Origin of the sequence: Streptomyces sp. NPDC087310, from assembly GCF_044744405.1 — a bacterium.
Classification (GTDB): domain Bacteria; phylum Actinomycetota; class Actinomycetes; order Streptomycetales; family Streptomycetaceae; genus Streptomyces.
Genome location: NZ_JBIUYF010000003.1, coordinates 114,873 through 139,005, shown reverse-complemented (window position 1 = coordinate 139,005; position 24,133 = coordinate 114,873). Strand labels below are relative to the sequence as shown.

The following is a 24,133-nucleotide window of genomic DNA, read 5'->3' as shown; positions in this document are numbered from 1 at the left end:
CGGCGTTGACCCGTGTAGTCCGCGTACACCGCGCTCAGGAGAACCGTCATGCCGCGACTGCCCGCCCCGCTCACGCTCCCCGACGCCGCCCGAGACCGCCGTACGGGCGGACAGGACCCCGGCGACCCTGCCGACCCGGCCGCCGGAGGCCGTTCCCGCCTGCCCGGCTTCCTCCGCCGCCCCGGTGGCTCGCCGCTGCGCCGTGGTGAGTCCGTCACCGCCTGGGCGTTCATCGCGCCCGCCGTCCTGATCATCCTCGGGCTGAGCATCGTCCCCGTCGGCTGGTCGTTCCTGCTCTCCTTCCAGGCGGACGACCTGGTCACCCCCAGCCGCTGGGTCGGCCTCGACAATTACCGGGCGCTGCGCCTGGATCCGCACTTCGGCCAGGCCGTACGGAACACCCTGCTCTACACGGCGCTGTACGTGCCGCTGTCCATCGGCCTCGGGCTGGCGCTCGCGCTCGTACTGAACCGCCGCATCCGGTTCGTGGGGCTCTACCGGACCCTGATCTTCGTGCCGTTCGTCGTCTCGGCCACCGCGCAGGGCGTGCTGTTCTCCTTCATCCTCGACCCGGAGTTCGGCGCCGCCAACTCCGTACTGCACACGCTCGGCATCTCCCCCCAGGGCTTTCTCTCCGACCCGGGACAGGCCCTGCTGGTGCTGGTGGCGATCTCGCTCTGGAGCGGCACCGGCTTCTGCGTCGTCGTCCACCTCGCCGCCCTCCAGGACGTCGAGCCGTCCCTGATCGAGGCGGCGCGGCTGGACGGCGCCGGGCGGTGGCACCTCCTGCGGCACGTCAAGCTCCCCGCGCTGACACCGGTGAGCGTGTTCCTGCTGGTGTGGCAGACCCTCAACGCCCTTCAGGTCTTCGACCTGGTGTACGTGACGACCAAGGGCGGCCCGCTCGGCTCCACCACCGTGATCGTCTACTTCATCTGGGAGCAGGCGTTCAAGAACTTCACGGCCGGTTACGGCGCGGCGGCGGCCTATGTGCTCGCCGTGGCGCTGGGCGTGGTCACCGTGGGGATGCGGCTGGTACGGCGCCGTTCCGCACGCTCCGTACGACCCGCACCCGTCGAAGGAGCCGCCACATGACGGTCACCACCCCCTCCGCGCCGCGCCCCCGGGGCCGGTCGTGGCTGCCCTTCAGCGCCTGGCACCTGCTGCTCGCCCCGCTCGCCCTGGTCTTCGCGGTCCCGCTGATCTGGCTGGTGCTCAGCTCCGTGATGAGCAACGCCGAGATCAACCGCTTCCCGCCGGCCCTGTGGCCCTCGGGGATCGACCTCGGCGGCTACCGCTATGTGCTCGGCAACGCGATGTTCCCCCGCTGGTTCGCCAACTCGCTGATCGTCTCGTCGGTCGCGGTCACGTCCAACCTGGTCTTCGGCGCGCTCGGCGGGTACGCGTTCGCCCGGATGCGGTTCGCCGGGTCCCGGGTGCTGATGGGGCTGATGCTGGCGACGATGGCGATCCCGTTCCAGCTCACGATGATCCCCACCTTCCTGGTCATGAAGCGCCTCGGGCTGATCGACACCCTCGGCGCGCTGATCGTGCCGTCGCTGGTCACCCCGTTCGCGGTGTTCCTGCTGCGGCAGTTCTTCCTCGCGCTGCCCAGGGAGCTGGAGGAGGCCGCCTGGATGGACGGCTGCTCGCGGCTGCGCGTGCTGTTCCTCATCGTGCTGCCGATGTCGCGGCCCGCGCTGAGCACCGTGGCGGTGCTGACCTTCCTGACCACCTGGAACGACCTCACCTGGCCGCTGATCGCCATCAACCACGACACGCAGTACACGCTGCAACTCGGGCTGACGACCTTCCAGGGCCTGCACCACACGCAGTGGGCGGCGGTCATGGCGGGCAACGTGATCACCGTGCTGCCGGTGCTGCTCGCCTTCCTCCTCGCGCAGAAGTCGTTCGTCCAGTCCATCACCTCCTCGGGGCTCAAGGGATGAGACGGCGCTGAGCCGGACCACCGCCCCGCCCACCCCTCCGTACTCAGGGAAGCCGGATGCCGCAGCACGCCACGCCGCACACGCCGCACACGCCGCACGCCTCGCACGCCTCGCACATCTCTCACTCCTCTCATACCTTCGATCTGCTGGTCATCGGGGACGCCAACCCCGACATCGTCCTCGGACCGCTCGACGCGCCCCTCGCCTTCGGCCAGCGCGAACAGCTCGTGGACACCGGCCTGCTGACCCTCGGCGGCTCCGCCGCGATCATGGCGTGCGGCGCCGCCAGGCTCGGGCTCAAGGTCGCCCTCGCGGGGCGCGTCGGGGACGACGAGGCGGGCCGGTTCGTCGTGGCGGCGCTCGCCGCGCGGGGCGTCGACACCGGCGCCGTACGGCTCGACCCCGCCCTGTCGACCCCGCTGACGGTCGTGGTGACGCGCGGCGACGGCGACCGTACGATCCTCACCGCGCCCGGCACCCTCACCGCCACCGGCGCCGACGACGTACCCGAGGCGCTGCTCCGCGACAGCCGGCATGTGCACGCCGCCTCGTACTTCCTGCTGCCGAATCTCGCCGGGGCGCTGCCCGCGCTCTTCCGTACGGCCCGCGCGCACGGGGCCACCACCTCGCTGGACACCAACGACGACCCGGCCGGGGCGTGGGACGCGGGCGGTTCCGGCGGGCTCGGGGCGGTGCTCGCCGTCACCGACTTCCTGCTGCCGAACGCCCGTGAGGCCCGCGCGCTGGCCGGGCTGCCCGAGGACGCGCCGGTGGCGGAGGCGGCCCGTCAACTCGCCGCCCGTGGACCGCTGGTGGCGATCAAGGACGGCGCGGACGGTGCCCTCCTGCACGACGGCCGCACCCTGTTCCGTACCCCCGGCATCCCCGCCGAGCCGCTGGACACGGTCGGCGCGGGCGACAGCTTCGACGCGGGCTTCGTCGCCGCCATGCTGGCCGCCCGGCCCGTCCCCGAGGCCCTCGAACTCGCCGCCGTCTGCGGGGCCCTGTCCACCCGGGCGTACGGCGGCACCCCCGCCCAGGCCACCTGGGACGAGGCGTGCGCCGCGCTCCCCGCCGATTCCTCTCCCTCTCCCTCTCCGACTTCTGACCTCTGACCTCTGTCTCCACCGTCTCCTCTGTCTCCACCGTCTCCACCCGCAACGGAAAGAACGTGTCATGACCACCACGAAGATCGCCTTCATCGGCGCCGGAAGCGTCGTCTTCACCCAGGGGCTCCTGACGGACCTCTTCGCCTTCCCCGAACTCCGCGACCTCCACATCGCCCTGCACGACATCGACCCGGAACGGCTGGAGACCGCCGAGGGCGCGGCCCGCCACATCGCCGACCGGGCCGGGATCACCCCGTACGTCACCGTCAGCGCGCACGCCGACCGCCGCGAGGCCCTGGCCGGCGCCGACTTCGTCATCAACATCGTCCAGGTCGGCATGGGCGGGTCGACCCGTACCGACTTCGACGTACCGGCCGCCTTCGGCGTGCGCCAGACCATCGGCGACACCCTCGGTGTCGGTGGCATCTTCCGCGCGCTGCGCACCTTCCCCGTACTGAAGGCGCTCGGCGCGGACATCGCGGAGCTGTGCCCCGACGCCTGGCTGCTCAACTACACCAACCCCATGGCGATGAACGTCCAGTACCTCACCGCCGCCACCGGGCTGACCCGCGTCGTGGGCCTGTGCCACTCCGTCTACTGGACGCTGCGCGACCTGTCCGCGCTGCTCGACGTCCCGTACCAGGAGGTCACGTACCGCGCCGCCGGGGTCAACCACCAGGCGTGGATGCTGCGGTTCGAGCACAACGGAGTGGACCTCTACCCCCGGTTGGACGAACTCATCGCCTCCGACCCGCAGTTGCGGCGCCGCGTACGCGTCGACATGTACCGGCGGCTCGGCTACTACCCGACCGAGACGAGCGAGCACTCCGCCGAGTACGTGCCCTGGTACCTCCACCACGACAGCGAGATCGAGCGGCTGCGGCTGCCCGTCGGCGCGTACCTGGAGATCGTCGAGGAGAACGTCGCCCTGTACGGGAAGACCCGCGACGCGCTCGCCGCCGGGACCCCGCTCGACGTCGAGGCCACGATGGAGTACGCGCCCCAGATCATCCACAGCGTCACCACGGGCACCCCGCGCACCGTCTACGGCAACGTCCCCAACCACGGGCTGATCTCGAACCTCCCCGCGACCGGCACCGTCGAAGTGCCGTGCCTGGTCGACGCGTCGGGCGTGCAGCCCACCAGGATCGGCGCGCTGCCCGCCCAGTGCGCGGCGCTCAACCGCACCTACCTGAGCATGAACGACCTGGTGGTCAAGGCCGCGCTGGAGGACGACCCGCGCGCGGTACGGCAGGCCGCCATGGCCGACCCGGCGACCGCCGCCGCGCTGCCCGTGGAGCGCATCTGGGAGCTGTGCGACGCCATGGTGGTGGCCCACGGCGACCTCCTCCAGCCGTCGCTGAGGGCCACGGGCCTGCTCTGACAAGCAAGAACAGAACCAGTAGCAAGAAAGCAAGAAAGCAAGAACGAGGAAGAGGAACCATGCCCCTGACCCCCACCGGCGACCTGGTCGACCGGACCGCGAGCGGCGTCGGTGCGTTCAACGTCGCCCTCCTCGAACAGCTCGAAGCCATCCTCGCGGGCGCGGAACGGGCGGCCCTCCCCGTCGTCGTCCAGATCAGCGAGAACGCCGCCGGCTACCGGGGCGCCCTCGGCCCGCTCGCCGCCGCCGCGCACGCGGCGATCGCGGACGCCCAGGTGCCCGTGGCGCTCCACCTGGACCACGCCACCAGCACCGACCTGGTCAAGGAGGCCGTACGGCGCGGCTTCACCTCCGTCATGTACGACGGCTCGCTGCTGCCCTGGGACGAGAACGTCTCCCGTACCCGCGAGATCACCCGCTGGTGCCACGACCACGGCGTGTGGGTGGAGGCCGAGCTCGGCGCCGTCGGCGGCAAGGGCGGACCCGAGGACGGCGTCGGCGTCATGGAGAGCGCCCACACGCCGGGGGTGCGCACCGACCCGGCCGAGGCGGCCCGGTTCGTGGCCGACACGGGCGTGGACGCGCTGGCCGTCGCGGTCGGCACCGCGCACCGGATGACCCGGCGCACGGCGGCGATCGACCTCGCGCTCGTCGCCGAGCTGCACGCGGCGGTGCCCGTACCGCTGGTGCTGCACGGCTCGTCGGGGGTGGACGACGGCACGCTGGTGGCGGCCGTGCGGGCCGGGATGCGCAAGATCAATATCTCGACGCATCTCAACGGCGTCTTCACGGCGGAGGTACGGGACCGGCTCGCCGCCCGCCCGGAGACCGTCGACCCGCGCCGCTATCTGGGCCCGGGGCGGGACGCGATGGCCGGGGAGGTGGAGCGGCTGCTGCGGCTGCTGGCGGGGAAAGCGGAGGCGGGACCTACGTGACGGCACCCAGCGCCGCCACGTCCGCCGCGCTCCAGTGCCCGGCCGCACCGGGGCAGGCCGCCAGGTAGGCCGCGATCGTGGCCGGGTCCCAGGCGCCCGTCTCCCGCAGTCCGGCGTACAGATGGGCGAGGTAGACGGCGGAGGGCGGGTTCCCCGGGACGTCGTGCAGATGCCAGGGGGCGGTGAAGGTGAGGAGCGGCAGGCCGTCCCGCGTGCCCGCGCGGACCAGCGTCTCGTACCGCCCGTCCCCGAGCGTCTGCCGGCCGGTGGTCAGCGCCCGCGTCAGATCGAGATCGGTGCCCGGCTCCCGGTACATCTCCTGCGCCGCGATGTCCGAGAACTGGCCCACGGTGACGAGATGCGCGCGGGCGAGGACGCGGCCGGGGGCGTCCGGGTCGTAGAAGGCGCGTCCGCCGCCCCACAAGTCCGATTCGGTGGCGAAGTACAGCGCGCCCGGCAGCTCGACGGGTACGGAGGCGGCCGGTGGACGCCGGTCCCGGCACCCGGGGTGGACGCGCGAGGCGCCGGGCGGGCGACCGCCGTTGATGTAATGGGCGAGCCGGCCGAGGTGCGTGTTGGAACCGTACGAGGTGTACCAGACCTGGCGCGATGAATGCGGGGCCGTATCCGCGGACGAATGCGGAGACGTGTCCGAAGACGTGTCCGAAGACGAACGCGGAGGCGTGTGCGGAGGCGGGTACGGGCGCGAGCGGGACGGTTCGTCGCCGACCGGGCGGAGGTACCCACTCCTTTCCACTCTCAACGTATAGCGCATGGGGGGCCTTGCCACAAGCCCCGGTACGTACCGCAGAATCGGCGGCCGAAGCGGGAATCCGCGGGAATCCGATGGACATCTGGGGGTCATGAAGTGCGTGTGCTGTTGTCGACGTACGGGTCGCGTGGGGACGTCGAGCCGCTGGTGGGGCTCGCGATGCGACTGCGGGAACTGGGCGGGGAGGTGCGGGTGTGCGCCCCGCCGGACGAGGACTTCGTGGCGCGGTTGGCGGGCGTCGGCGTGGAGCTGGTGCCGGCCGGCCCGTCGGCGCGTGCGATGACGAAGGCGGCGCCCCCGCCGTCCTCGCTGCCGCAGCGCGCGGCCGAGGTGGCCGCCGGCATGGTCGACGCGGTCACCGCGGCGGCCGACGGCTGTGACGTGGTGGTGGCGACCGGTGTGTACCCGGCGGTGGCCGCCGCGCGGTCGGTGGCCGAGAAGCTGGGCATCCGCTCGGTGCACGTGACCTTCCAGCAGCTCACCCTGCCGTCGCCGCACCGCCCGCCGCTGGCGTACCCGGGCCGGCCGTTCCCGCCGGAGGTGACCGACAACCAGGAGCTGTGGGACCTGGACGCCCGGAGCATCGACGCGCTGTTCGGCGCGGCGGTCAACACCCCGCGGGCGTCGATGGGCCTGCCCCCGGTGGACGACGTCCGCGGGTACGTCATCGGTGAGCGGCCCTGGCTGGCGACGGACCCGGTCCTGGACCCGTGGCGGAGGACGCCGGACCTCGACGTCGTACAGACCGGTGCGTGGCTCCTCCCCGACGAGCGCCCGCTGCCGGACGGGCTGCTGGCGTTCCTGGAGGCGGGACCGCCGCCGGTGTACGTGGGCTTCGGCAGCATGCCCCTGCACGGTTCGGGGGACGCCGCGCGGGTGGCCGTCGAGGCGGTGCGCGCGCAGGGCCGCCGCGTACTCGTCTCCCACGGCTGGGCCGACCTGGCGCTGATCGACGACCGGGACGACTGCTTCGCCGTCGGCGAGGCCAACCACCAGGCGCTGTTCGGCCGGGTGGCCGCCGTCGTGCACCACGGCGGCGCGGGGACGACGGCGACGGCCACCCGGGCGGGCGTGCCGCAGGTGGTGGTCCCCCAGTTCGCGGACCAGCCGTACTGGGCGGGCCGGGTGGCTGAGCTGGGCATCGGCGTGGCGCACGACGGTCCGGCGCCGGCTTTCGCGTCCCTGTCGGCCGCACTCGCCACGGCCCTGGCCCCCGGGACCGGGGCACGGGCGAAGGCGGTGGCCGCCACGGTCCGTACGGACGGGGCGACGGTGGCTGCGGAACTGCTGCTCGCGGCCGGCGCCGGGAGGGACGCCGGCTAGGACCGCGGCCGGTGCCGGGAGAGGCACCGGCTAGACCGCGGCCGGCTAGGACGGCAACCAGTGTGGACCGCAGTCAGTCAGGACCGCAGTTCCAGTACGACGAAGCCGCCCGCCTCCCCGGCGATCCGGAACGCCTCCTTCGGGTGGAGCTGTCTCGCGAACGCCAGTGAGTCGCGCTCCGGGGAGCGCCGGTTGTCGAGGGCGATGTAGTCCGGTGCGACGCCCCGCGTGTTGCCCAGCCAGAAGACCCGGCAGCGCGAGGTGAGCCGGCTGATCGGGGCGGTGTTGGCCTCGACGCTCGCGCCGTCGGGGATCCGGTCCAACAGCGCCTCCACCTCTCTGACCTGGTCGGTCACCCGGTACGCTGCGGGCTCGGTCAGCGCGGAGAGCGGCAGCGACGGCGTCAGGGCGAGCGCGGCGGCGGCGACCGCGGGGGGCAGGTGGTACGCGTACGAGCGCACCCACGGCCGGGCGCGCGAGGCGCGGCGCACGCCCGCGCACGCGTCCGCGAGCGCCAGCGTGACGACGGGCATCAGGACGGCGCTGTAGTGCCAGGAGGTGCCCCAGTAGTGCTCCTCCGACGAGAGGAAACGCCAGCCGAGGGTGGGCAGGGCGGCGAGCAGCAGCGGGGAGCGGAGGGCGAGGAGGCCGGTGGTCGGCAGCAGCACCCACAGGAGCGTACGGAACTTGATGTCGACGCCGTCGAGCGGACCGCCCCCGCCGCCCATCTTGGCCCAGTAGTCGTACGTTTCGGCCGAGTTGAAGGCCGGGATGACGACGGTGAAGGTGAGGAGCGCGGCGAGCGTCGTCAGCGCCGCGGCCCCGAGGGCGTACGGGACGACGCGCGAGGCCGACGGCGTGCGCCGGGCGCGTACCGCCACCAGCAGCGCGAGGGCGGCGGCGGTCAGCCCCAGGTCCTCCTTCACCAGGACCAGCGGGACGGCCCACCACAGCGCGGCCCGCCAGCGGTGCGAGAGCAGCGCTTCGAGGGAGAAGGCGATCAGCGGGACGGCGAAGGCGATCTCGTGGAAGTCGACGGCGATCGCGCGCTGGAGCCCCCACGACATGCCGTACGCGACGCCGAGCGCGAGCCCGGGGCGGCGGCCGAGGAGACGGCTCGCGGCGCGGGTGACGGGCACGGCGGAGAGCGCGAACAGCGCGGCCTGGGCGATCAGCAGGGTGAGGGGGGTCGGGAAGAGCCGGTACGCGGGCGCGAGGAGCGCGGTCACGGGGCTGAAGTGGTCGCCGAGGATGTGCGTGCCGCGGCCCTTGATGTCGGCGATCGGGGCACGCAGCTCCGCGTACGCCCGTACCGCCTGCTCGAAGATCCCCAGATCCCAGGAGGCGGTCGCCATCAGGCGGTGGCGGCAGACGGTGAGGGTGGCGTACGCGCAGAACAGGGCGAGGGCGAGGGCGTACGGGGCCAGGGCGCCCGGGTCGCGCAGCAGGCCGCGGACGCGCTCGCGCAGGGGCCGGCGCGGGGCCGGCTCGGGTATGGGGTCCGGTGTCCGGCCGGCCCCCGCCGGGTCGGTCGGGGCGAGGCTGGCTCCGTGCATGAGGTCGGTCCCGTTCTCGCGGTCTCGGGTGTGTCAGGGCGTAGGAGCGATGGTCTCCCACGCTGGTTCCCGGTTCCGGAGAGGGGCCGCCGGAGTTTCGCGCCGGGCCCGCGAGCGCCCCGCGTTTTCAGGGCCGGGCGAGTGTCTCCCCGAGGGCGTCGGCGAACCCCGTGACCATCGCCGCGGCGGCCGGGGTCGCCGGGAAGCGGGCGCGCAGGAAGAGGCCCTCGTGCGTGCGGGAGAACCAGAACTGGGCGTCGTCGGCCGTGGTCACGCTGCTGATGTGGTGGGCGTTCGCGTCCTGGTGGTGCGCGGCCCCCGGCAGCCGCCGGTAGTCGATGTACGACACCATGAACACGTCGTCGCGGGTACGCCGGAAGGCTCCGCCCAGCAGGGGCAGGACCTGCGCGAACGGCACCTCGGCCAGCGCCCGCGCCGCCCGGAACGCGTCCCGCGCGCCGCGTACGCCGTCCTCGATCCCGCGTACGCCGGTGATGTCCAGGGTGAGCGGGGCGATCGTCGTGAACCAGCCGACCGCGTGCGTCCACCGCTCCTCGTACCGGGTGTGGAGCGGTGTGCACAGCCGCAGGACGTCCCCGCCGCCGAGCCCGCGCGCGGCCAGGGCGACGGCGGTGAGCACCCCGGTGAAGGCGCTGCCCCCGGCCGCCCGGCAGCGCGCCTCGAACGCGTCCGCCGCGTCCGGGCCGAGCAGCGGGCGGGTATCCGTACCCTGCGGGACCCGTGCGCCGGGCGGCACGCCGAGGGGGAGCGGGAAGGCGGGCGTGGTCCCGCCGCAGCCGGCGAAGAACGCCGCCCAGTCGCGTACCCGGGGATCGCCCGCGTCCACCGTCCGGGCCGACGCCCGCGCGGCCTCCTCGGCGCAGTGGTCGACGAAGCTGCCGGTGGCGGGCAGCGCGCCGGCGGCGCCGGCGTAGCTCTCGCGTATCTCCCGCACGGCGACGGCCAGCGAGTAGGCGTCGGCGTTGCAGTGGTCGAACCCGCAGTACACCGTCCCGCCGCCGGGCCGTACCACCACGGCGAAGAGGTACGAGGGCCAGTTCAGCGGCCGGCAGGCCGCGCCGAGCCGCCGCGTCAGCCACTCCCGTACCTCCGCGCCGCGCGCGAACGCCCCGGCGTCGCGCGCGACCAGCCGGTACGCCGGGGCGCCCACCACGAAACGCCCCGGGTCGGCGGCCGGGGCGCGGAAGCCGCTGCGCAGCGTCTCGTGCCGCCGCCCCCACGCCTCGAACGCGGCCCGCAGCGCTTCGAGGTCGACGGGCCCGTCCGGGAGGTCGAAGGCGCAGGCGAGCCAGTGCCCGGCGCCCTCCGGGGTGTGCTCCGCGGTGGCCAGATGGAAACGCTGGTTGACGGACGGCGGTACGGGGACGGGCGGGGCGCCGTCCGCCGCGCGGAGCGCCGCGGGGGACGGTACGAACTCGACCACCCGGCCGGGGGCGGGCTCGTACCGGTCCATCGTCGTGACGCGCACGGACTCAGTCCCCCGTGGCCCGCACCCGGTACTCGCCGCTCCGGGCGATCTCGCGCAGCACGTCCCGCAGCCGCTCCAGGAAGCGCGGCACGTTCTCCCGGGCCGCCGCCGTGTCCGGGTAGGTGACCTTCACATACGTACGGTCCCAGAGGCGGTTCACCCAGATCGGTACGTCGGTGCTGGTCCCGGGCCCGGCCAGGCCGTGGCAGTTCGCCTCCGCCCAGTCCTTCGAACCGGGCGCGTGGCGCAGGTCGATGTACGACACCATGGGCAGCACGGCCCCGGCGCCCGGCTGCACGGCGAGCCCCGGCACCAGCTCGGCGACCCGCACGGGGGAGACCCCGGCCAGCTCACGGGCGCGGGCGAAGGCGGTCCGCGCGCCCGCCAGGATGTCGGCGAGGGTCGGCTCGGTGTCGGCGGGTGTCGCCTCGGTGCCGGCCGTCGTCTCGGAGCCGGCCGGGGCGACCGGGAACTGAACCGGCACCAGATTGATGAACCACCCCTGGGACAGCAGCCAGCGCGGCTCGTCCCTGGTGTGGACGACGGAGAGCGCACGGTACGTACGGTGCCCGCCCAGCTCGTACCCGCTGATGCCGAGCGCCCCGAGCACCCCGGCGGAGAACCCGGCGCCGTGCGTCCGGCAGACCTTGGCGAAGGCGTCCGTCTCGGCGGCGTCGAGCAGATCCACGGAGAGCGAGAGCTTGGGGTACGTCGCGCCCGGCTCGGTGCCCAGGTCCAGCGGGAAGGTGGGGGGCGGCCCGGCGCGGAAGAACTCCAGCCAGCGGTGCACCTCGGGCGAGTCGGCCGTCAGCAGCGCGGACCGCTCGCGCTCCAGGGCGCAGAAGTCGACGTAACTGCCGGCCGGGGGCAGCTCGGCGACCGTCCCGGCGACCTCCGCCTCGTACAGCGCGCGCAGTTCGCTGAAGACGAGGAGCGCGGAGAGGCCGTCGCTGTGACAGTGGTCGACGGCGTAGTAGACGGTCGAGACATCGTCCCGTACCACCGAACCCACCACGAAAGGCGGCCAGTTGAGCGGGTCCGTACCGGTGTCGAAGAGCTCCAGCAGCCAGTCGCGGATCGCGTCGGGGGAGTCGTAAGGGCCGAGGGACGCGGCCTCCACCGCGACGGCGGAAGGATCGACAACACGCCGCACGATCCCCGACCCGCCCTCGCCCTCCTCACCCTCCTGGAGGGAGAACCAGGTGAGCAGGGTCGGATGCCGCAGCACCCACCGGTTCAGCGCGGCGGCCATGGCGTCGGTGTCCAGCCGCCCCGGCACGTCGTACATGATCCCGACCCACGCGGACTGGGCCCGGCCCGCCGCACGGTTCGCGAGCAGCCGCCGTACGTGGTTCTCCTGGACGTACGAGAGCGGCGCGGGCGAGACGGCCGAGGGCGCCTCGTCGGCACCGGGCACCTGGAAGCGCACCAACTCGCCCGGCGCGGGCGAGAGTTCGAGAAGGGGTGTCATCAACACGGGGCGGGCTCCTGCTGCCGGGCGGGCACGAGGTCCCGCAGAAGAACGTCTTTCACATCGGCCGGTTCGCCGGGCGGACCCACACCGGCGACACGGTTCATCAGCCGTCCGGTCCCGGCGACGAGGCGGGAGACGGCGAGCCGGGCGTGCTCGGTGGCGGGGTGGCGGAAACTCAGGTACACGCCTTCGTACGTGCGGTTGATCCACAGGTAGACCTCGTCGGGGTCGACGCAGCGGCTGCGCAGCGCCGCCGCCTTCCACGCACCCCACTGGCGCGCGCCCGGCGTCCTGCGCATGTCCATGTACGACACGACGAACCGCGGCCGCAGCGGCGTCCCGAGCAGTTCGGAGACCCGGGGGAACGGTATCGCCGCCATCTCCCCGGCCCCGTCGAGCGCGGCGGAGGCGGCGGGCAGCAGGTCGGCGAAGGTGTCGCCGCCGCGCACGGCGAAACGCAGCGGCGCCAGCCCGACGTACCAGCCGACGGAGTACGCCCACCGCGCGTCGCTGCGCGTGTGGAACGGGGTGAGAGCCCGGAACTCGCCCTGGCCCCGCGGGTCCAGGCCCATGTCCGGATCCAGGTCCCGGCTCGCGAGCGCGAGGCAGGCGAGGACACCGGTGAGGAAGTTGCCGCCGTGGTCGCGGCAGGCGCTCTGGAAGGCACCGGCGGCCGAGGCGTCCAGGAGCCACTCGCACCCGCCGATCTGCTCTCCCACGGCGTCGTCCGGCCGGCCCGAAGCGCCCGGCCCGTCCGGCCCGGTCAAGGCGCCCAGGCCGCTGAAGGCGCCGCCGGCCGCGCCGGGAAATTCAGGCAGCCGACCACCCCCGGAGCCAAGGAATTCACGCCACCTCACCACGGCCTCGTGCTCGTCGTGCACGAGCGCCGCGTATTCCCGTTCGGTGTCGGCGAAGTCCAGATAACTTCCGACCTCGGTGAGCGCGGCCGGAGTTCCGGAGGCGACCGCCGCATACAGCTCACGTATTTCATGCGCGATGAGCAGGATGGAATATCCGTCCACATTGGAGTGGTCGAAGCCGAGATACAGCGTGAGACCACCGGCATGCTCAACGGTGGCGAACACGAATGACGGCCAGGCGAGCGGATCGGTCTCCGCGTCGAACACATCCTCAATACGGGAGGCGAGCAGCTTCCCCGACTCGAAGTGCCCCTCGACACCGCGCCGCAGCGCCACAGCTCCGGCCGGCAGGGTGACACGCCGCAGCCCTCCACCGGCCGCCTCGTCCACCTCGTCCGCCTCGTCCGCCGGTACGAGCCGGCTGCGCAGCGACTCATGCCGGTCGATCCACGCGAGCAGCGCCCCCTCCAGCACCCCCGCATCGGCCCCCGGCATCTCAAAAGCGCTGGCCAGCCACGCAGGAGCCCGCTCCGCACCCCTTCCGCCCGCCAACGCCCCGGCGATATGGGCCTCCTGCACATACGAGGCGGCCCGCCCATCGGCCACCCACCCGGCACCCCCCACCCCCACCGGCGCACCCCGCGGCACGGCCCGCCAGACGGTGAGCAGTCCCGGCGTTACATCCAACTCGTCCATACTCGTGAATTTCACGTGCCTGCCTTGCGCTCAATTCGTGCGTGTGGGGGTGAGCGTGGTGAATGAGCTGTTTCCCCGCTATTCCATAGGGGTTTCATTCCGCTCCGCGGCCGGATGAGGCCATCGCCACTCGGCGCCCGGCGGACAGCGGTGGCCATCGGCGCGTGACGGGATCGTGGCCGGATTCCGTCGGTGACGAATGCTACGCAGATTCGAGCCGACGCTGCAACAGCGCAAATGTCAGGTATTCGCAGGTCGTTGGCGGTAGCGGCACATCGGCGGCACATTGTTTTCACCTCTGTGTCACGTGAGTTACGGGATCCACTCTTCGATGAAGTCCGTGCCGTTCTCGCCACCCCTCCACCCGTGGGTGCGGTCGGCGTGCCGTACTCCGGTCACGTCCGTTCCGTGGGCGTCCGGAGCCTTGCCGACCCGGCGGGGAGCGCCCTACCCTCACGGTTGGAAAGCGCTTTCTCCCGCTTGGTGTCATGAAATGTCATGCGCATGGCATGTGGCGACGAACGATGAACGACGAACGAGGAGAGACGGATATGACGGATATGACGAAACGAGTCGCACCACGATTCCGTGCTGCGCTGGTCACCGTGGCCCTCGCGGCCGTGACCGGTGCGGTGGTGTCGGTACCCTCGGCGTCGGCCGCGGTCGGTGGCGCCACCGGCTACGCGACCCAGAACGGGGGGACCACCGGCGGGGCCGGCGGGCAGACCGTACGGGCCACCACGGGGACCGCGATCCATCAGGCGCTGTGCGGCCGGGCCAGCAGCAGTACCCCGATCACCATCGAGGTCGAGGGGACCATCAACCACGGCAACACCAGCAAGGTGTCGGGCGCGAGTTGCAACACCGCCGCCGGTCTGATCGAGCTCAAGCAGATCAGCAACGTCACGATCTTAGGTGTCGGCAGCGGCGCCGTCTTCGATCAACTCGGCATCCACATACGCGAGTCCAGCAACATCATCATCCAGAACGTGACCGTGCGGAACGTCAAGAAGTCCGGCTCGCCCACGTCCAACGGGGGTGACGCCATCGGCATGGAGCGGAACGTCCGCAACGTATGGGTCGATCACACCACCCTGGAGGCGTCGGGCGGGGAGTCGGAGGGGTTCGACGGCCTCTTCGACATGAAGGACAACACCCAGTACGTGACCCTGTCCTACAGCGTCCTGCGCAACTCCGGCCGCGGCGGGCTCGTCGGGTCCAGCGAGAGCGAGCTGTCGAACAGCTTCATCACGTACCACCACAACCGGTACGAGAACATCGACTCCCGTACGCCCTTGCTGCGCGGCGGCGTCGCCCACATGTACAACAACCACTACGTGAAGCTCAACGAGTCCGGCATCAACTCCCGGGCCGGGGCCCGGGCCAAGGTGGACAACAACTACTTCGAGGACTCCAAGGACGTCCTCGGTACCTTCTACACCGACACGGTCGGTTACTGGCAGGTCGGCGGCAACACGTTCGACAACGTCACCTGGTCCACCCCGGGCAGCGAGAACAAACCCGCCGGGCCCAACCCGCAGTCCACCACCACGGTCAGCATCCCGTACTCCTACAGCCTCGACGGGGCGGCCTGCGTACCGAACATCGTGAGCCGGACCGCGGGCGCCGGCAAGGGGCTACAGGTGTCGGACGGTAGCTGCTAGGCAGCGACCGGGGCCGGTTCCGCGTCCAGGGCGGCGCGCAGCCACTCCTGGGCGGCGCCGAGGGTCGGTTCGAGGGGGCCGGACAGTTCGCCGCTGAGTTCCCAGTAGCGGTCGAGGACGGGATCGGCGGTCACCGTGAGCAGGACGCGGAGCCGCTGCCGGAAGACCGGGGTGTCCCGCGCGTGGTACGTACGGGCGTGGGCGGCGACGAAGCAGTCGAGCGCGTCGCCCGCGTACGGCCGCCGCCGCGCCCGCAGTTCCGCCGAGGCCAGCTCGAACGCCTCGCCGAGCCCCTCGAAGAGCACGGCGGGGCGCACCTCGTCGTCCGTCCTGCCGCACATGGTCCGGCCGGCCGGGGAGCGCCAGTGGTCGACGGGGGGCCTGGCGTCGGATACGAGCGCGTGCAGCCGGGCGAAGACCAGGACCTGGGCGGGCGTCGGATCCACGGGAGGCTGCGGAACCGCCGCGTCCACGATCGAGGCGCGCAGCCCGGCCGGCAGCCGCGCGGGCAGTTCGCGGCGCCAGAAGCGGGCGAGCGCGGTGGTGCTGGGCGGCGCGGTCATGGCGCCGACGAGGCGCAGCCGTTCGGCACGTTCCCCGGGGGCGCAGTCACGGAGCGACTGGAGCGCGGCCTCCTGCCAGCGCAGCGCGGCCAGCCGCGAGCCGACCTCCCGCAGCCGCGCGGCGACGGCGTCCTCCAGCGCGGCGTCCTCCAGCGTGGCTTCCTCCCCGAGGACCCGGCCCACGTCGGGGACCGGCAGGTCGAGGGAGCGCAGTGAGCGGATCAGCCGGAGCCGGTCGAGCGCCTCGGGACCGTACCGGCGGTGTCCCCCGGAGCTGCGGGCGGCCTCGGGCAGCAGCCCGCGGTCGGAGTAGAAGCGGACGGTCTTGACGGTGACGCCCGCGCGCCGGGCCAGCTCCCCGATGCTCCATGTGCCGTCATCCACGGCTTGAACCTCCCTCAGGGGGAGTTCCTACGGTACCGGCGTACGAGATCGGCGTACGAGCCGATGCAGGCCGATATGAGCCTGTACGGGCTGATACGGAGCGAAGGAGCGGTGGTCATGACGGCGTTCGTGCTGGTGTCGGGCAGCCATACCGGCGGCTGGGTGTGGCGGGAGGTGACCGCCCTGCTCCGGGCGGCGGGATCCGAGGTGTACGCGGCGACGCTCACGGGCATGGGCGACCGCCGGCATCTCGCGGGCCCGGACACGGACCTGGAGACGCACATCCAGGATGTGGTGAACCTGATCGACACCATCCCCCCGGCCGATCCCGCGGACTCCGCCGTTCCAGGGGATGTGGTGCTGGTGGGCCACTGTTACGGCATCCACCCGGTGCTCGGCGCGGCGGACCGGCGTACGGAGCGGGTCGCCCGGATCGTCTACCTCGACGCGGGCCTGCCCCAGGACGGCGACACGGCGCTCGCGCTCGCCCCCGACCAGGCGATCCGCGACCGGCTGGCGGCGGAGGAGCGCGACGGGAGCGACGGGAGCGGTGACGGTGACGGGGACGGCTGGCTGATCCCCCCGCCGCCGCTCGACGAGCCGGAGCGCTGGGGCGGTACGGCCGGCATCCCCGAGCCCGCGCTCGAACGGCTGGCCCGGCACGCCGCGCCCCAGCCGCTGGGCACGCTCACCCAGCCGCTCCGCCTGCCGCACGCGGACGCGCTCGCCGCGCTGCCGACGACCGGGATCTTCTGCACGGCCAACGGGTCAGGCATCGCCCTGGTCGAGATGCTGGTCGGGACCGGACAGCCGCGCTTCCAGGCGCTGGCCCAGCCCCGGGTGGGCTTCTTCGAGCTGGACACCGGCCACTGGCCGATGCTCTCGGCCCCCGACGAGCTGGCCGGCGTACTCCTGCGGGCTGCGGCGGACGAGGGGCGCCGGGTGACGGCGGAGAAGCGTGAACGCCCCGCGCACCTGGGCCCCTTCCTCCTGGACGTACCGGACGCAGTCGACGTGCCGGAGGAGACGTCGGAGGAGGCGTCGCACGAGAGCCAGGAGAGAACGGAACGCACCACCCTCTACTTCCCCCGAACCCCGAACCCGCACCCCCGCCCGGCGGTCGTCTTCGTCCACGGCGGCCCGCTCCCCGCCGACACCCGCCCCACCCCGCGCGACTGGCCGGTCTTCATCGGTTACGGGCGGTACGTGGCGAGCCTGGGAGCCGTCGGCGTCACGGTGGACCACCGCCTGTACGGGCTGACCGACTACGCCCGCGCCGCCGAGGACATCGTCGCGGCGGTCGAGCGCGTACGGGCCGATCCGCGCGTCGACCGGGAGCGCGTCGCCCTGTGGTTCTTCTCCGGCGGCGGACTGCTGCTGGCGGACTGGCTCGCGGCGCCGCCGCCGTGGCTGCGGTGCGTGGCGGCGACGTACCCCGTCCTCGCGCCGCTCCCCGGCTGGGGGCTGGTGGAGCCGCGCTTCCGCCCCGCGGCGAAGGTCGGCTCCGCCGGGGGGCTGCCGATCGTCCTGACCAGGGTGGGCCGGGAGCGCCCGGAGATCGCGGCGACGGTCGAGGAGTTCCTGACCGCTGCTGGAACCGCGGCCGGGGGCGGCGGGGCGCGGGTGGAGGTGATCGACGTACCGCTCGCCCGCCACGGTTTCGAGACCGTCGACCACGCAGCCGACCCGGAGGCGGCCGAGCAGGCGCGGCACGCGGTGGAACGCGCGGCGCGGTCGGTTCTGACCCATCTGACCCGGGTGGCGGCGGAGCCGGGGACGCCGTCCACCACATGAGGCGTCCCCTCCATCGGCAACGACCTGGTCCCGTAGAAGTCACGCAATCGGACTGACGTACTGCGGGTGAATACGACGAGATGGCGGTGTGCCCGGGGCGGGGGACCGGCACTCTGCTGAGTGCTGAGGTGTCCGTCCGGTTGACGCCTCAAGGGCCCGGAACGGGCCGGTGCGAGGCGGAGGGGGACTGTTGTCACGGCAGCCGGGGGAGCGTCCATGACGGCTGACCGAGCCGACGGCACGTCCGCCGACCCGTCGCAGGCCCCAGGGGAGCCCCGAGGGGTTCCGCGTCACGTCGCGTGCGTGATGGACGGGAACGGCCGGTGGGCGGCGCGGCGGTCCCTGCCGCGTACGTCGGGCCACCGGGCGGCCGAGACCACGGTGATCGACGTCATCGAGGCGGCGCGGACGGCGGGCGTGGAGTGGCTGAGCCTGTACGCGTTCTCCACCGAGAACTGGCAACGCCCCAGCAGCGAGGTCGACTTCCTCATGCGCCTGGTGCGCCGCGTCGTACGCAAACACGCCGCGCTGCTGCACGCGCGCGGCATCCGCTGCCGCTTCCTGGGCGTGGCGGACCCGCGGATCCCCGTACCGCTGGCCAGGGACTTCGCCGACCTGATGACGCTGACGAGCACGAACCGGGGCATGACGCTGACCGTGGCGTTCGACCACGGCGGACGCGGGGACATCGTCGAGGCGGCACGCTCCCTCATCCGCAGCGGGGTGCCGGCCGACGCCGTCGACGAGCGGCGCTTCGCCGCCCATCTGCCCTTTCCCGACACGCCCGATGTGGACCTCGTCATCCGGACCTCCGGTGAACAGCGCATCTCCAACTTCATGCTCTGGCAGGTGGCCTACGCCGAGTGGACCTTCCCGCAGGTGCTCTGGCCCGACTTCCGCGCACCGCACTTCCTGGAGTGCCTGCACGCCTACCGGCAGCGCGATCGCCGCTTCGGCGGCGTGACGCCGTACACGAACGGAGAACCTCACCCGTGACGGACCCAGGCACCGGCCTCCCCGGAGCCCCCCACGCCAACAGCACCCCCACCCCCACCTCCACTCCCACCCCACCGACGGCAGACACACCGCCGGGCTCCCTCTTCGGCCCGGACTCCCAGTTCCACCGCTTCTTCAACGATCCGCGCTGGGCACTGGCCGTGGTCAGGGCCACGGTGCTGGAGGCCGCCCACCCGCGGATCGGCGCGGCCCTGACCGACAACTCGACGTTCGTGGCGCACCCGTGGCGCCGGCTGCGCAACACCCTCTTCAGCCTCCAGCGCATGTTCGGCGCCGACGAAGACGAGCGGCAGCGGGAGGCGGCGCGCCTCAACCGCCTGCACGCGCGGATGAGCGGTACGGACGCCCGGAACCGGCCGTACGACGCGATGGACCCCGAGCTCCGCGCCTGGGTGGTCGCGACGCTCTTCGAGAGCTCCGTCACCATGTGCCGACTGAGCGGCCAACCGCTCGACCCGGCCACCATGGAACGCCTCTACGCCGAATTCCAGGCATTCCTGGCGGCGTTGGGGGACAGCGAAGGCCATCTGCCGCCCACGCTCCAGGAGTTCTGGCCGTACTACGACCATGTGGTCGAGGAGGAACTGGAGAACACGGAGGCGCTGCGCGTCATCCTCTACCAGCTCTTCGACCACCTCCCGGCACCGGCCCTGCTGGACGGCCTGCCCACGGTCTGGGCGGCGGGCCGCGCGCTCGCGGGCCCGGTCATCGGCGCCGTCACCGTGGCGTCCCTCCCCGAGCCCTTCCGGCGCCGCGCGGGCCTGCCCGAAGTCCCCGGCGCCCGGACGCTGATGCACAGCGCCTACCTGGCCGCGGGCCTGGCCCGGTTCCTGCCCGACCACTGGATCAGGACCGAGAACCTCATCGGCCTGCTCCACCTCTCCTCCACGGACACGGAGGCCGCCCGAACCGCCGCCCTCACCGCCCTGCGCGGCCGGATGGACCAGGCCGGCGCCCTGTTCCGCCTGGTCACCCCGTTCCCCGTACACGACGCTCCCGCCGAGGACACCGGGACGCGGCGGAGCGCCGACGCCTTCTTCACCGAGGTCCTGGACCAGACCGGCAACGGATACCTGGACTGGCCCGATCTCGCCGCCATGGCCCGGGAGTTGTCGACCCGCCTCGACCTGGCGGAACCGGAGGAGACCAGGCTCTACCAGGCGTACGCCGCGTGGTGGAGGGAACTCCAGGCAGCCCTGGACACCGACGGCGACGGCCGCATCAGCAAGGAGGAATACGCCGCGGCCACCCCCTCCCTCGCCGGCCCCGCACTGATCAGGGTCGCCGAAGTGCTCTTCGACGTCACCGACGCCGACGGCAACGGATTCATCGACGAGGCCGAGTACCGAACCCTGTTCCGGACCGCCTTCCGACGCACGATGCCCGAAGCCGACCCGCGATACACCCGCACCGCCTTCGTGAAGGACTTCCTCACCTTCATGTCGGGCCGCCGCCGCTCCACCCCGTACGACCCCCTGCTCGCGGACGCGTAGACCGCCGTACGTCTGCCCTGTACGACCTGTCGCCCTGTCGCCCTGCGGGTGATCGACTACCGTCGTGACCTCCCGAACGGTGGCAGGGGAAGGAAGATATGGGCGACACGGGCAAGGTCCTGGACATCTCCACCCAGGACTTGAAGAGGGCAGCCCCGACATTCCAGGAGCAGAGCGAGGCTCTCGGGAATGCGGCGAAGGCGCTCAAAGAGTCGCTGGCCGCGCTGGGCTCCCCATGGGGGGATGACGAGCAGGGCGCGAAGTTCGGAGACGCGTACACGCCGAGGCGTAAGGAGATCGAGCGAGGGGTCGGCATTCTCACGCTCGGTCTGATGAGCATCCATGCTGCCATGGTCGACATGGCTGACGGCCACGTGGACAACGACGAACTCATCGAAGGCATGTTCACCAAGGTGGCGATGCCCGGCGCGGACGGGGACAAGGGCGCCCGGTGAGCGCTGAGGACATCGCCAAAGACCTTCTGATGAAGGCCGGCATGTGGTGGCCGGACGCGAACTCCGGCACATTGCGATCGGCTGCGAAGGCATGGCGGACCTTCGCCGAAGCGGTGGACGATGTCATCGGGCCGGTGAACGGCAAAGCCGGTTCGATCATCCTCCACAACAAGGGGGAGGCGATCGATGCGTTCGAGCTGTTCTGGTCCCGCTACCACAAGAGCGAAGGCGTGGGGTGGCTGGACGACACGGCCGCGGCCGCCCGAGCCATGGCCAAGGCGCTCGAAGAATTCGCCGACGCCGTCGACGACGCCATTGAGCAATTATGGATCGAGATCGGCATCGGAGCCACGGTCATCGCCGCCGGCGTGGGACTCGCGGTGTTCACCTTCGGTGCGTCCACGGCGGCCTCCGCAGCCGCGACCGCGACCATCATCGAAGTCGCCGCCGGGCTCGGCGTCACGGTGTCCACCACCGTCGCCACCATCACCGCGACCACTCTGACCGGCATCGCCTTCGGCGCGATCGAGGGCATCACCATCGACCTCGCGGTCGCCCAGCCGCTGAGGATGGCTACGGGCCTCCAGGACGGCTTCAGCCTCGACTCGGTGGAACAGGCAGGCATCTACGGCGGCGCGTTCGGTGGCGCTTTCGGGGGTGCGGCCGGTGCGGGGCGTGTCGCGGGCGAGGTGGGAGGATTCCGTAACCTTTACGGGCAGGACATCCCCATCGGAATCGCGAATCCGAATCTTGCGGGACTCGGGCGAGGCCCCCTCGTACTTGACGACATGGGGAAGCGGCGCACCTGGGATCTGTTCCGGAGCGAGGACTCGAAAACTCCCGTTCCGCCGAAGGTGCCGGGCGATCACGCACTCATATCAGGAGATCCCGTTTACTTCGGAAAGCGGGTCACGACCATCGGATACGACGAACGTACGTTGGGAAATACGCAACGCGTCGCGCGTGTCCCCGGAAAGCATGATGTCGTTATTCACGGTACGAACCAGGGTGTGTTTTTGCCTGGCCGGGTGAACAGTTCGGGAAAGATCCTCATGGATTTCGAGGTGCACCCGAGTCATATTTCGGACGCCATCCGCAGCAACCCGAACTACGGTGGTGGCCCGGTCCGCCTGATCTCGTGTCACTCCGGCTACGCGGCGCCGAACTCCGTGGAGCTTCCGCTCGCCCAGAGCGTGGCCAATGACCTGGGGGTGCCCGTCATGGCGCCGACCAACAAGGTGGGGACGTCTGCCGGGCTCGGCATGGAACAGACGCCCGAAATCGGTAACAATGGATATTGGCGTACGTTCCTGCCGATGGCCAACTGACAGAACGAACAACGGAGACGCAATGATCAAGCGAATCGGGTTCTATCGAGAGTTCGAGTCGCAGGACCCTGATGCCTCGGCTCCGTCCATTCGTGACGCCGTTCGGCCCCATGCGCTGTACGATGAGTCGCGGATTCTGGAGTACATGTCGTCAGGTGTCGAAATTTTCAGCACCATGGGGGCGGACCGCGATGTAATTTCCTCTGACGAATGGATTTCGGGCGCCGGATCGCTCGTCACCGATGGCACCTGGCTGTGGCCTGTCGAACTCCAGCATTATGTTCATCGCTACCATGTGGAACTGCCGGAAGAATTTCTGACGGATGTCCGTGGTTCGTATTACACCGTTCCCGCGGTTTCGTCCGTGCGTGCCGGAGAGATCGTGCGGGAGGTCTTCGGCCCGTCCGCCTTTCGTGCGGACGGGAACGGTGTGCGGGGCGCGGGAGGTTTCTTCGCCTGGTATCTGTCGGATCTGAATGCGCAGAGCTGGGGCCGACTGCTGGGAGCCCTGAAGTCCGCCGGGCTGAACACGCGTCATCGCCTTACCGGCGACATGGTCCTCTCCCGTACCGACGTGGGCGGTGAGCACCCCCGGCCCGTGGAGAACGCGCCCGACGTGGCCGCGCTCCTGGCGGACCCCGGTGACGGAGAGGTCGCGCTCCACCTGTGGTTCGCTTCGGACACCTATACGGTCGTTCGGGTCCGCCGGCTGGATGGTGCCACGACGGCGGTGGTGTACGACCTCGCCGGCCTGATGGAGCCGGAGCGCGAGCAGGTGGTGGCGGCACTGGTGCGAGCGCTGCACCCCTTCCGCGATGACTGCCAGGGTTTCGTTCTCGACCGTGCGGGACGCAGTTCCCGCGACACCTGGAACACGCTGATCCTCGAACACGCCTGGCCGTCCGAGCCTTTCCCGGACAGTGTCGCGGTCGACACGGACCGGGGTGCCCGGCCGCCGGCGTCCGACGTCGTCACGCGCACCGCGTACGGGCATCTGACGGTGTTCAACAGGAGCCGGACGGACGATTCCCAGGCGTAGGGCGCTGCCCGGACATCACGGCCGGAGCTACCCTCTGGTTCCGGTGCGTTCCCCCATGGTTCCGGTGTGCACCCCGAGGTGGCCGGGCTCACCCCCGTGAAACCCGGCCCCTGCCTGGGAGTTCACGTACACCCCAAGGAGCGGAGACGCCTGACCAGTGCGTGAACACTCTGGTGTGAGCCGCTCCCCCATGAACGTACACCCTGGTTGCGGTGGATGGGCAACTACAGTGGGGAAGATGTCAGGGAACTCCCTGCTCCTCACGCACCGGAGTGGACACAGCGATGATCGTGACAAGGACGTACCGGACGTGACAGACGACGAGCCGCGTACCTTCGCACAGCTTCTGGACTACCTGTTCGAGGAGGTCCACCCGGAGAACCGCGGGCCCTACACGTACGCCGAGGTCGCCGCGGGTATCCAGGAGGCTTCGGGGGACCAGGGCAAGGGGCTGACCGCGAGTGCGATCCAGCAACTGCGCACCGGGGCCAAGAAGAACCCCACCAGGTACACCATCAAGGCGCTCGCCGACTTCTTCGGTGTGCCCGCCGGGTACTTCGTCGACGAGGAGGCCGCCCACCGCACCCGGGCGGAGATCGCCGTCCTCGCGGCCATGCGGGACCGTAACGTCCGTACCGTCGCCCTGCGCGCCAACGGGCTGAGTACGGAGACCCTTCAGATGGTGGCGACGGTGATCGAGCAGGCGCGGATCCTGGAGGGGCTGCCGGGCGAACCCGCCCCGGACAACCTGAACTTGGACGACTGACGGCCGCTTTCGGCATCCGGTCGTCAACTCCCGCCAGGGGAACGGGAATCCCTTGGCCGGGCATGAGTATTCGCCTAAGCTTT

The 24,133-nt window shown here is 71.5% G+C and carries 18 protein-coding genes and 2 pseudogenes; 14 read left to right on the top strand and 6 right to left on the bottom strand.

Features of this window, described 5'->3' with window-relative positions:
• Positions 1 to 48: 48 nt before the first annotated feature.
• The 5 genes from ACIO3P_RS11100 (at position 49) to ACIO3P_RS11080 (ending at position 5,377) form a co-directional block, all read left to right on the top strand.
• A complete protein-coding gene (locus ACIO3P_RS11100) occupies positions 49 to 1,095 on the top strand; it encodes a carbohydrate ABC transporter permease (RefSeq protein WP_401848960.1) in 1,047 nt (348 codons plus the stop codon).
• Positions 1,092 to 1,949: a carbohydrate ABC transporter permease gene (locus ACIO3P_RS11095; protein ID WP_401793861.1), complete on the top strand. Its 858-nt coding sequence runs from the start codon at positions 1,092 to 1,094 to the stop codon at positions 1,947 to 1,949. The genes ACIO3P_RS11100 and ACIO3P_RS11095 overlap by 4 nt, the downstream gene beginning before the upstream one ends.
• A gap of 56 nt (positions 1,950 to 2,005) precedes the next feature.
• Entirely contained in the window at positions 2,006 to 3,064 is a 1,059-nt protein-coding gene (locus tag ACIO3P_RS11090) for a carbohydrate kinase family protein (protein ID WP_401848959.1), read from the top strand.
• 61 nt (positions 3,065 to 3,125) lie between these two features.
• The gene (locus ACIO3P_RS11085) at positions 3,126 to 4,442 is read left to right on the top strand and encodes an alpha-glucosidase/alpha-galactosidase (RefSeq protein ID WP_329827516.1); all 1,317 of its coding nucleotides are present in this window, start codon (positions 3,126 to 3,128) and stop codon (positions 4,440 to 4,442) included.
• 59 nt (positions 4,443 to 4,501) lie between these two features.
• The gene (locus ACIO3P_RS11080) at positions 4,502 to 5,377 is read left to right on the top strand and encodes a ketose-bisphosphate aldolase (RefSeq protein ID WP_401848958.1); all 876 of its coding nucleotides are present in this window, start codon (positions 4,502 to 4,504) and stop codon (positions 5,375 to 5,377) included.
• Here ACIO3P_RS11080 and ACIO3P_RS11075 read toward each other — a convergent pair.
• Positions 5,370 to 5,984: pseudogene (locus tag ACIO3P_RS11075) on the bottom strand (histone deacetylase); the annotation flags it as partial. The gene ACIO3P_RS11080 and the pseudogene ACIO3P_RS11075 sit on opposite strands and share 8 nt — an antisense overlap.
• A 261-nt stretch (positions 5,985 to 6,245) precedes the next feature.
• Between ACIO3P_RS11075 and ACIO3P_RS11070 the strand changes: the two are divergent.
• Positions 6,246 to 7,472 (top strand): glycosyltransferase, encoded by a 1,227-nt coding sequence (locus ACIO3P_RS11070; RefSeq protein ID WP_401793870.1) that lies wholly within the window; start codon positions 6,246 to 6,248, stop codon positions 7,470 to 7,472.
• 77 nt (positions 7,473 to 7,549) lie between these two features.
• On the opposite strand, the gene ACIO3P_RS11065 is transcribed toward ACIO3P_RS11070, so the two are convergent.
• The 4 genes from ACIO3P_RS11065 to ACIO3P_RS11050 form a co-directional block, all read right to left on the bottom strand.
• Positions 7,550 to 9,028, bottom strand: a complete 1,479-nt coding sequence (locus tag ACIO3P_RS11065; RefSeq protein ID WP_329827520.1) for a DUF2079 domain-containing protein — start codon at positions 9,026 to 9,028, stop codon at positions 7,550 to 7,552.
• Between the two features lie 127 nt (positions 9,029 to 9,155).
• Complete coding sequence (locus ACIO3P_RS11060; RefSeq protein ID WP_401848956.1) at positions 9,156 to 10,517, bottom strand: condensation domain-containing protein; 1,362 nt, start codon at positions 10,515 to 10,517, stop codon at positions 9,156 to 9,158.
• Between the two features lie 4 nt (positions 10,518 to 10,521).
• Positions 10,522 to 11,988, bottom strand: a complete 1,467-nt coding sequence (locus tag ACIO3P_RS11055; protein WP_329827608.1) for a condensation domain-containing protein — start codon at positions 11,986 to 11,988, stop codon at positions 10,522 to 10,524.
• Complete coding sequence (locus ACIO3P_RS11050) at positions 11,988 to 13,346, bottom strand: hypothetical protein (protein ID WP_401793878.1); 1,359 nt, start codon at positions 13,344 to 13,346, stop codon at positions 11,988 to 11,990. The genes ACIO3P_RS11055 and ACIO3P_RS11050 overlap by 1 nt, the downstream gene beginning before the upstream one ends.
• Before the next feature lie 761 nt (positions 13,347 to 14,107).
• Here ACIO3P_RS11050 and ACIO3P_RS11045 point away from each other — a divergent pair.
• Positions 14,108 to 15,208 (top strand): annotated as a pseudogene (locus tag ACIO3P_RS11045) (polysaccharide lyase family 1 protein); the annotation flags it as partial.
• Here ACIO3P_RS11045 and ACIO3P_RS11040 read toward each other — a convergent pair.
• Positions 15,208 to 16,158, bottom strand: a complete 951-nt coding sequence (locus ACIO3P_RS11040; RefSeq protein ID WP_401848954.1) for a MerR family transcriptional regulator — start codon at positions 16,156 to 16,158, stop codon at positions 15,208 to 15,210. The pseudogene ACIO3P_RS11045 and the gene ACIO3P_RS11040 sit on opposite strands and share 1 nt — an antisense overlap.
• 117 nt (positions 16,159 to 16,275) lie before the next feature.
• On the opposite strand from ACIO3P_RS11040, the gene ACIO3P_RS11035 reads away from it, so the two are divergent.
• The 7 genes from ACIO3P_RS11035 to ACIO3P_RS11005 all read left to right on the top strand — a co-directional run bounded on the left by ACIO3P_RS11035 (position 16,276) and on the right by ACIO3P_RS11005 (position 24,050).
• Entirely contained in the window at positions 16,276 to 17,952 is a 1,677-nt protein-coding gene (locus ACIO3P_RS11035) for an alpha/beta fold hydrolase (RefSeq protein ID WP_401848953.1), read from the top strand.
• Between the two features lie 216 nt (positions 17,953 to 18,168).
• Positions 18,169 to 18,948 (top strand): polyprenyl diphosphate synthase, encoded by a 780-nt coding sequence (gene uppS / locus ACIO3P_RS11030; protein ID WP_401848950.1) that lies wholly within the window; start codon positions 18,169 to 18,171, stop codon positions 18,946 to 18,948.
• Positions 18,945 to 20,462: an oxygenase MpaB family protein gene (locus ACIO3P_RS11025; RefSeq protein ID WP_401848949.1), complete on the top strand. Its 1,518-nt coding sequence runs from the start codon at positions 18,945 to 18,947 to the stop codon at positions 20,460 to 20,462. Before uppS ends, ACIO3P_RS11025 begins: the two co-directional genes overlap by 4 nt.
• Before the next feature lie 98 nt (positions 20,463 to 20,560).
• Positions 20,561 to 20,917 (top strand): hypothetical protein, encoded by a 357-nt coding sequence (locus ACIO3P_RS11020; protein WP_329827528.1) that lies wholly within the window; start codon positions 20,561 to 20,563, stop codon positions 20,915 to 20,917.
• A complete protein-coding gene (locus ACIO3P_RS11015) occupies positions 20,914 to 22,245 on the top strand; it encodes a hypothetical protein (protein ID WP_329827529.1) in 1,332 nt (443 codons plus the stop codon). The genes ACIO3P_RS11020 and ACIO3P_RS11015 overlap by 4 nt, the downstream gene beginning before the upstream one ends.
• Before the next feature lie 22 nt (positions 22,246 to 22,267).
• Complete coding sequence (locus tag ACIO3P_RS11010) at positions 22,268 to 23,284, top strand: hypothetical protein (protein WP_401848947.1); 1,017 nt, start codon at positions 22,268 to 22,270, stop codon at positions 23,282 to 23,284.
• A 238-nt stretch (positions 23,285 to 23,522) separates the two neighbouring features.
• Positions 23,523 to 24,050, top strand: coding sequence for a Secondary metabolite protein (locus tag ACIO3P_RS11005; RefSeq protein WP_401848945.1), 528 nt, complete (start codon positions 23,523 to 23,525; stop codon positions 24,048 to 24,050).
• Positions 24,051 to 24,133 lie beyond the last annotated feature (83 nt).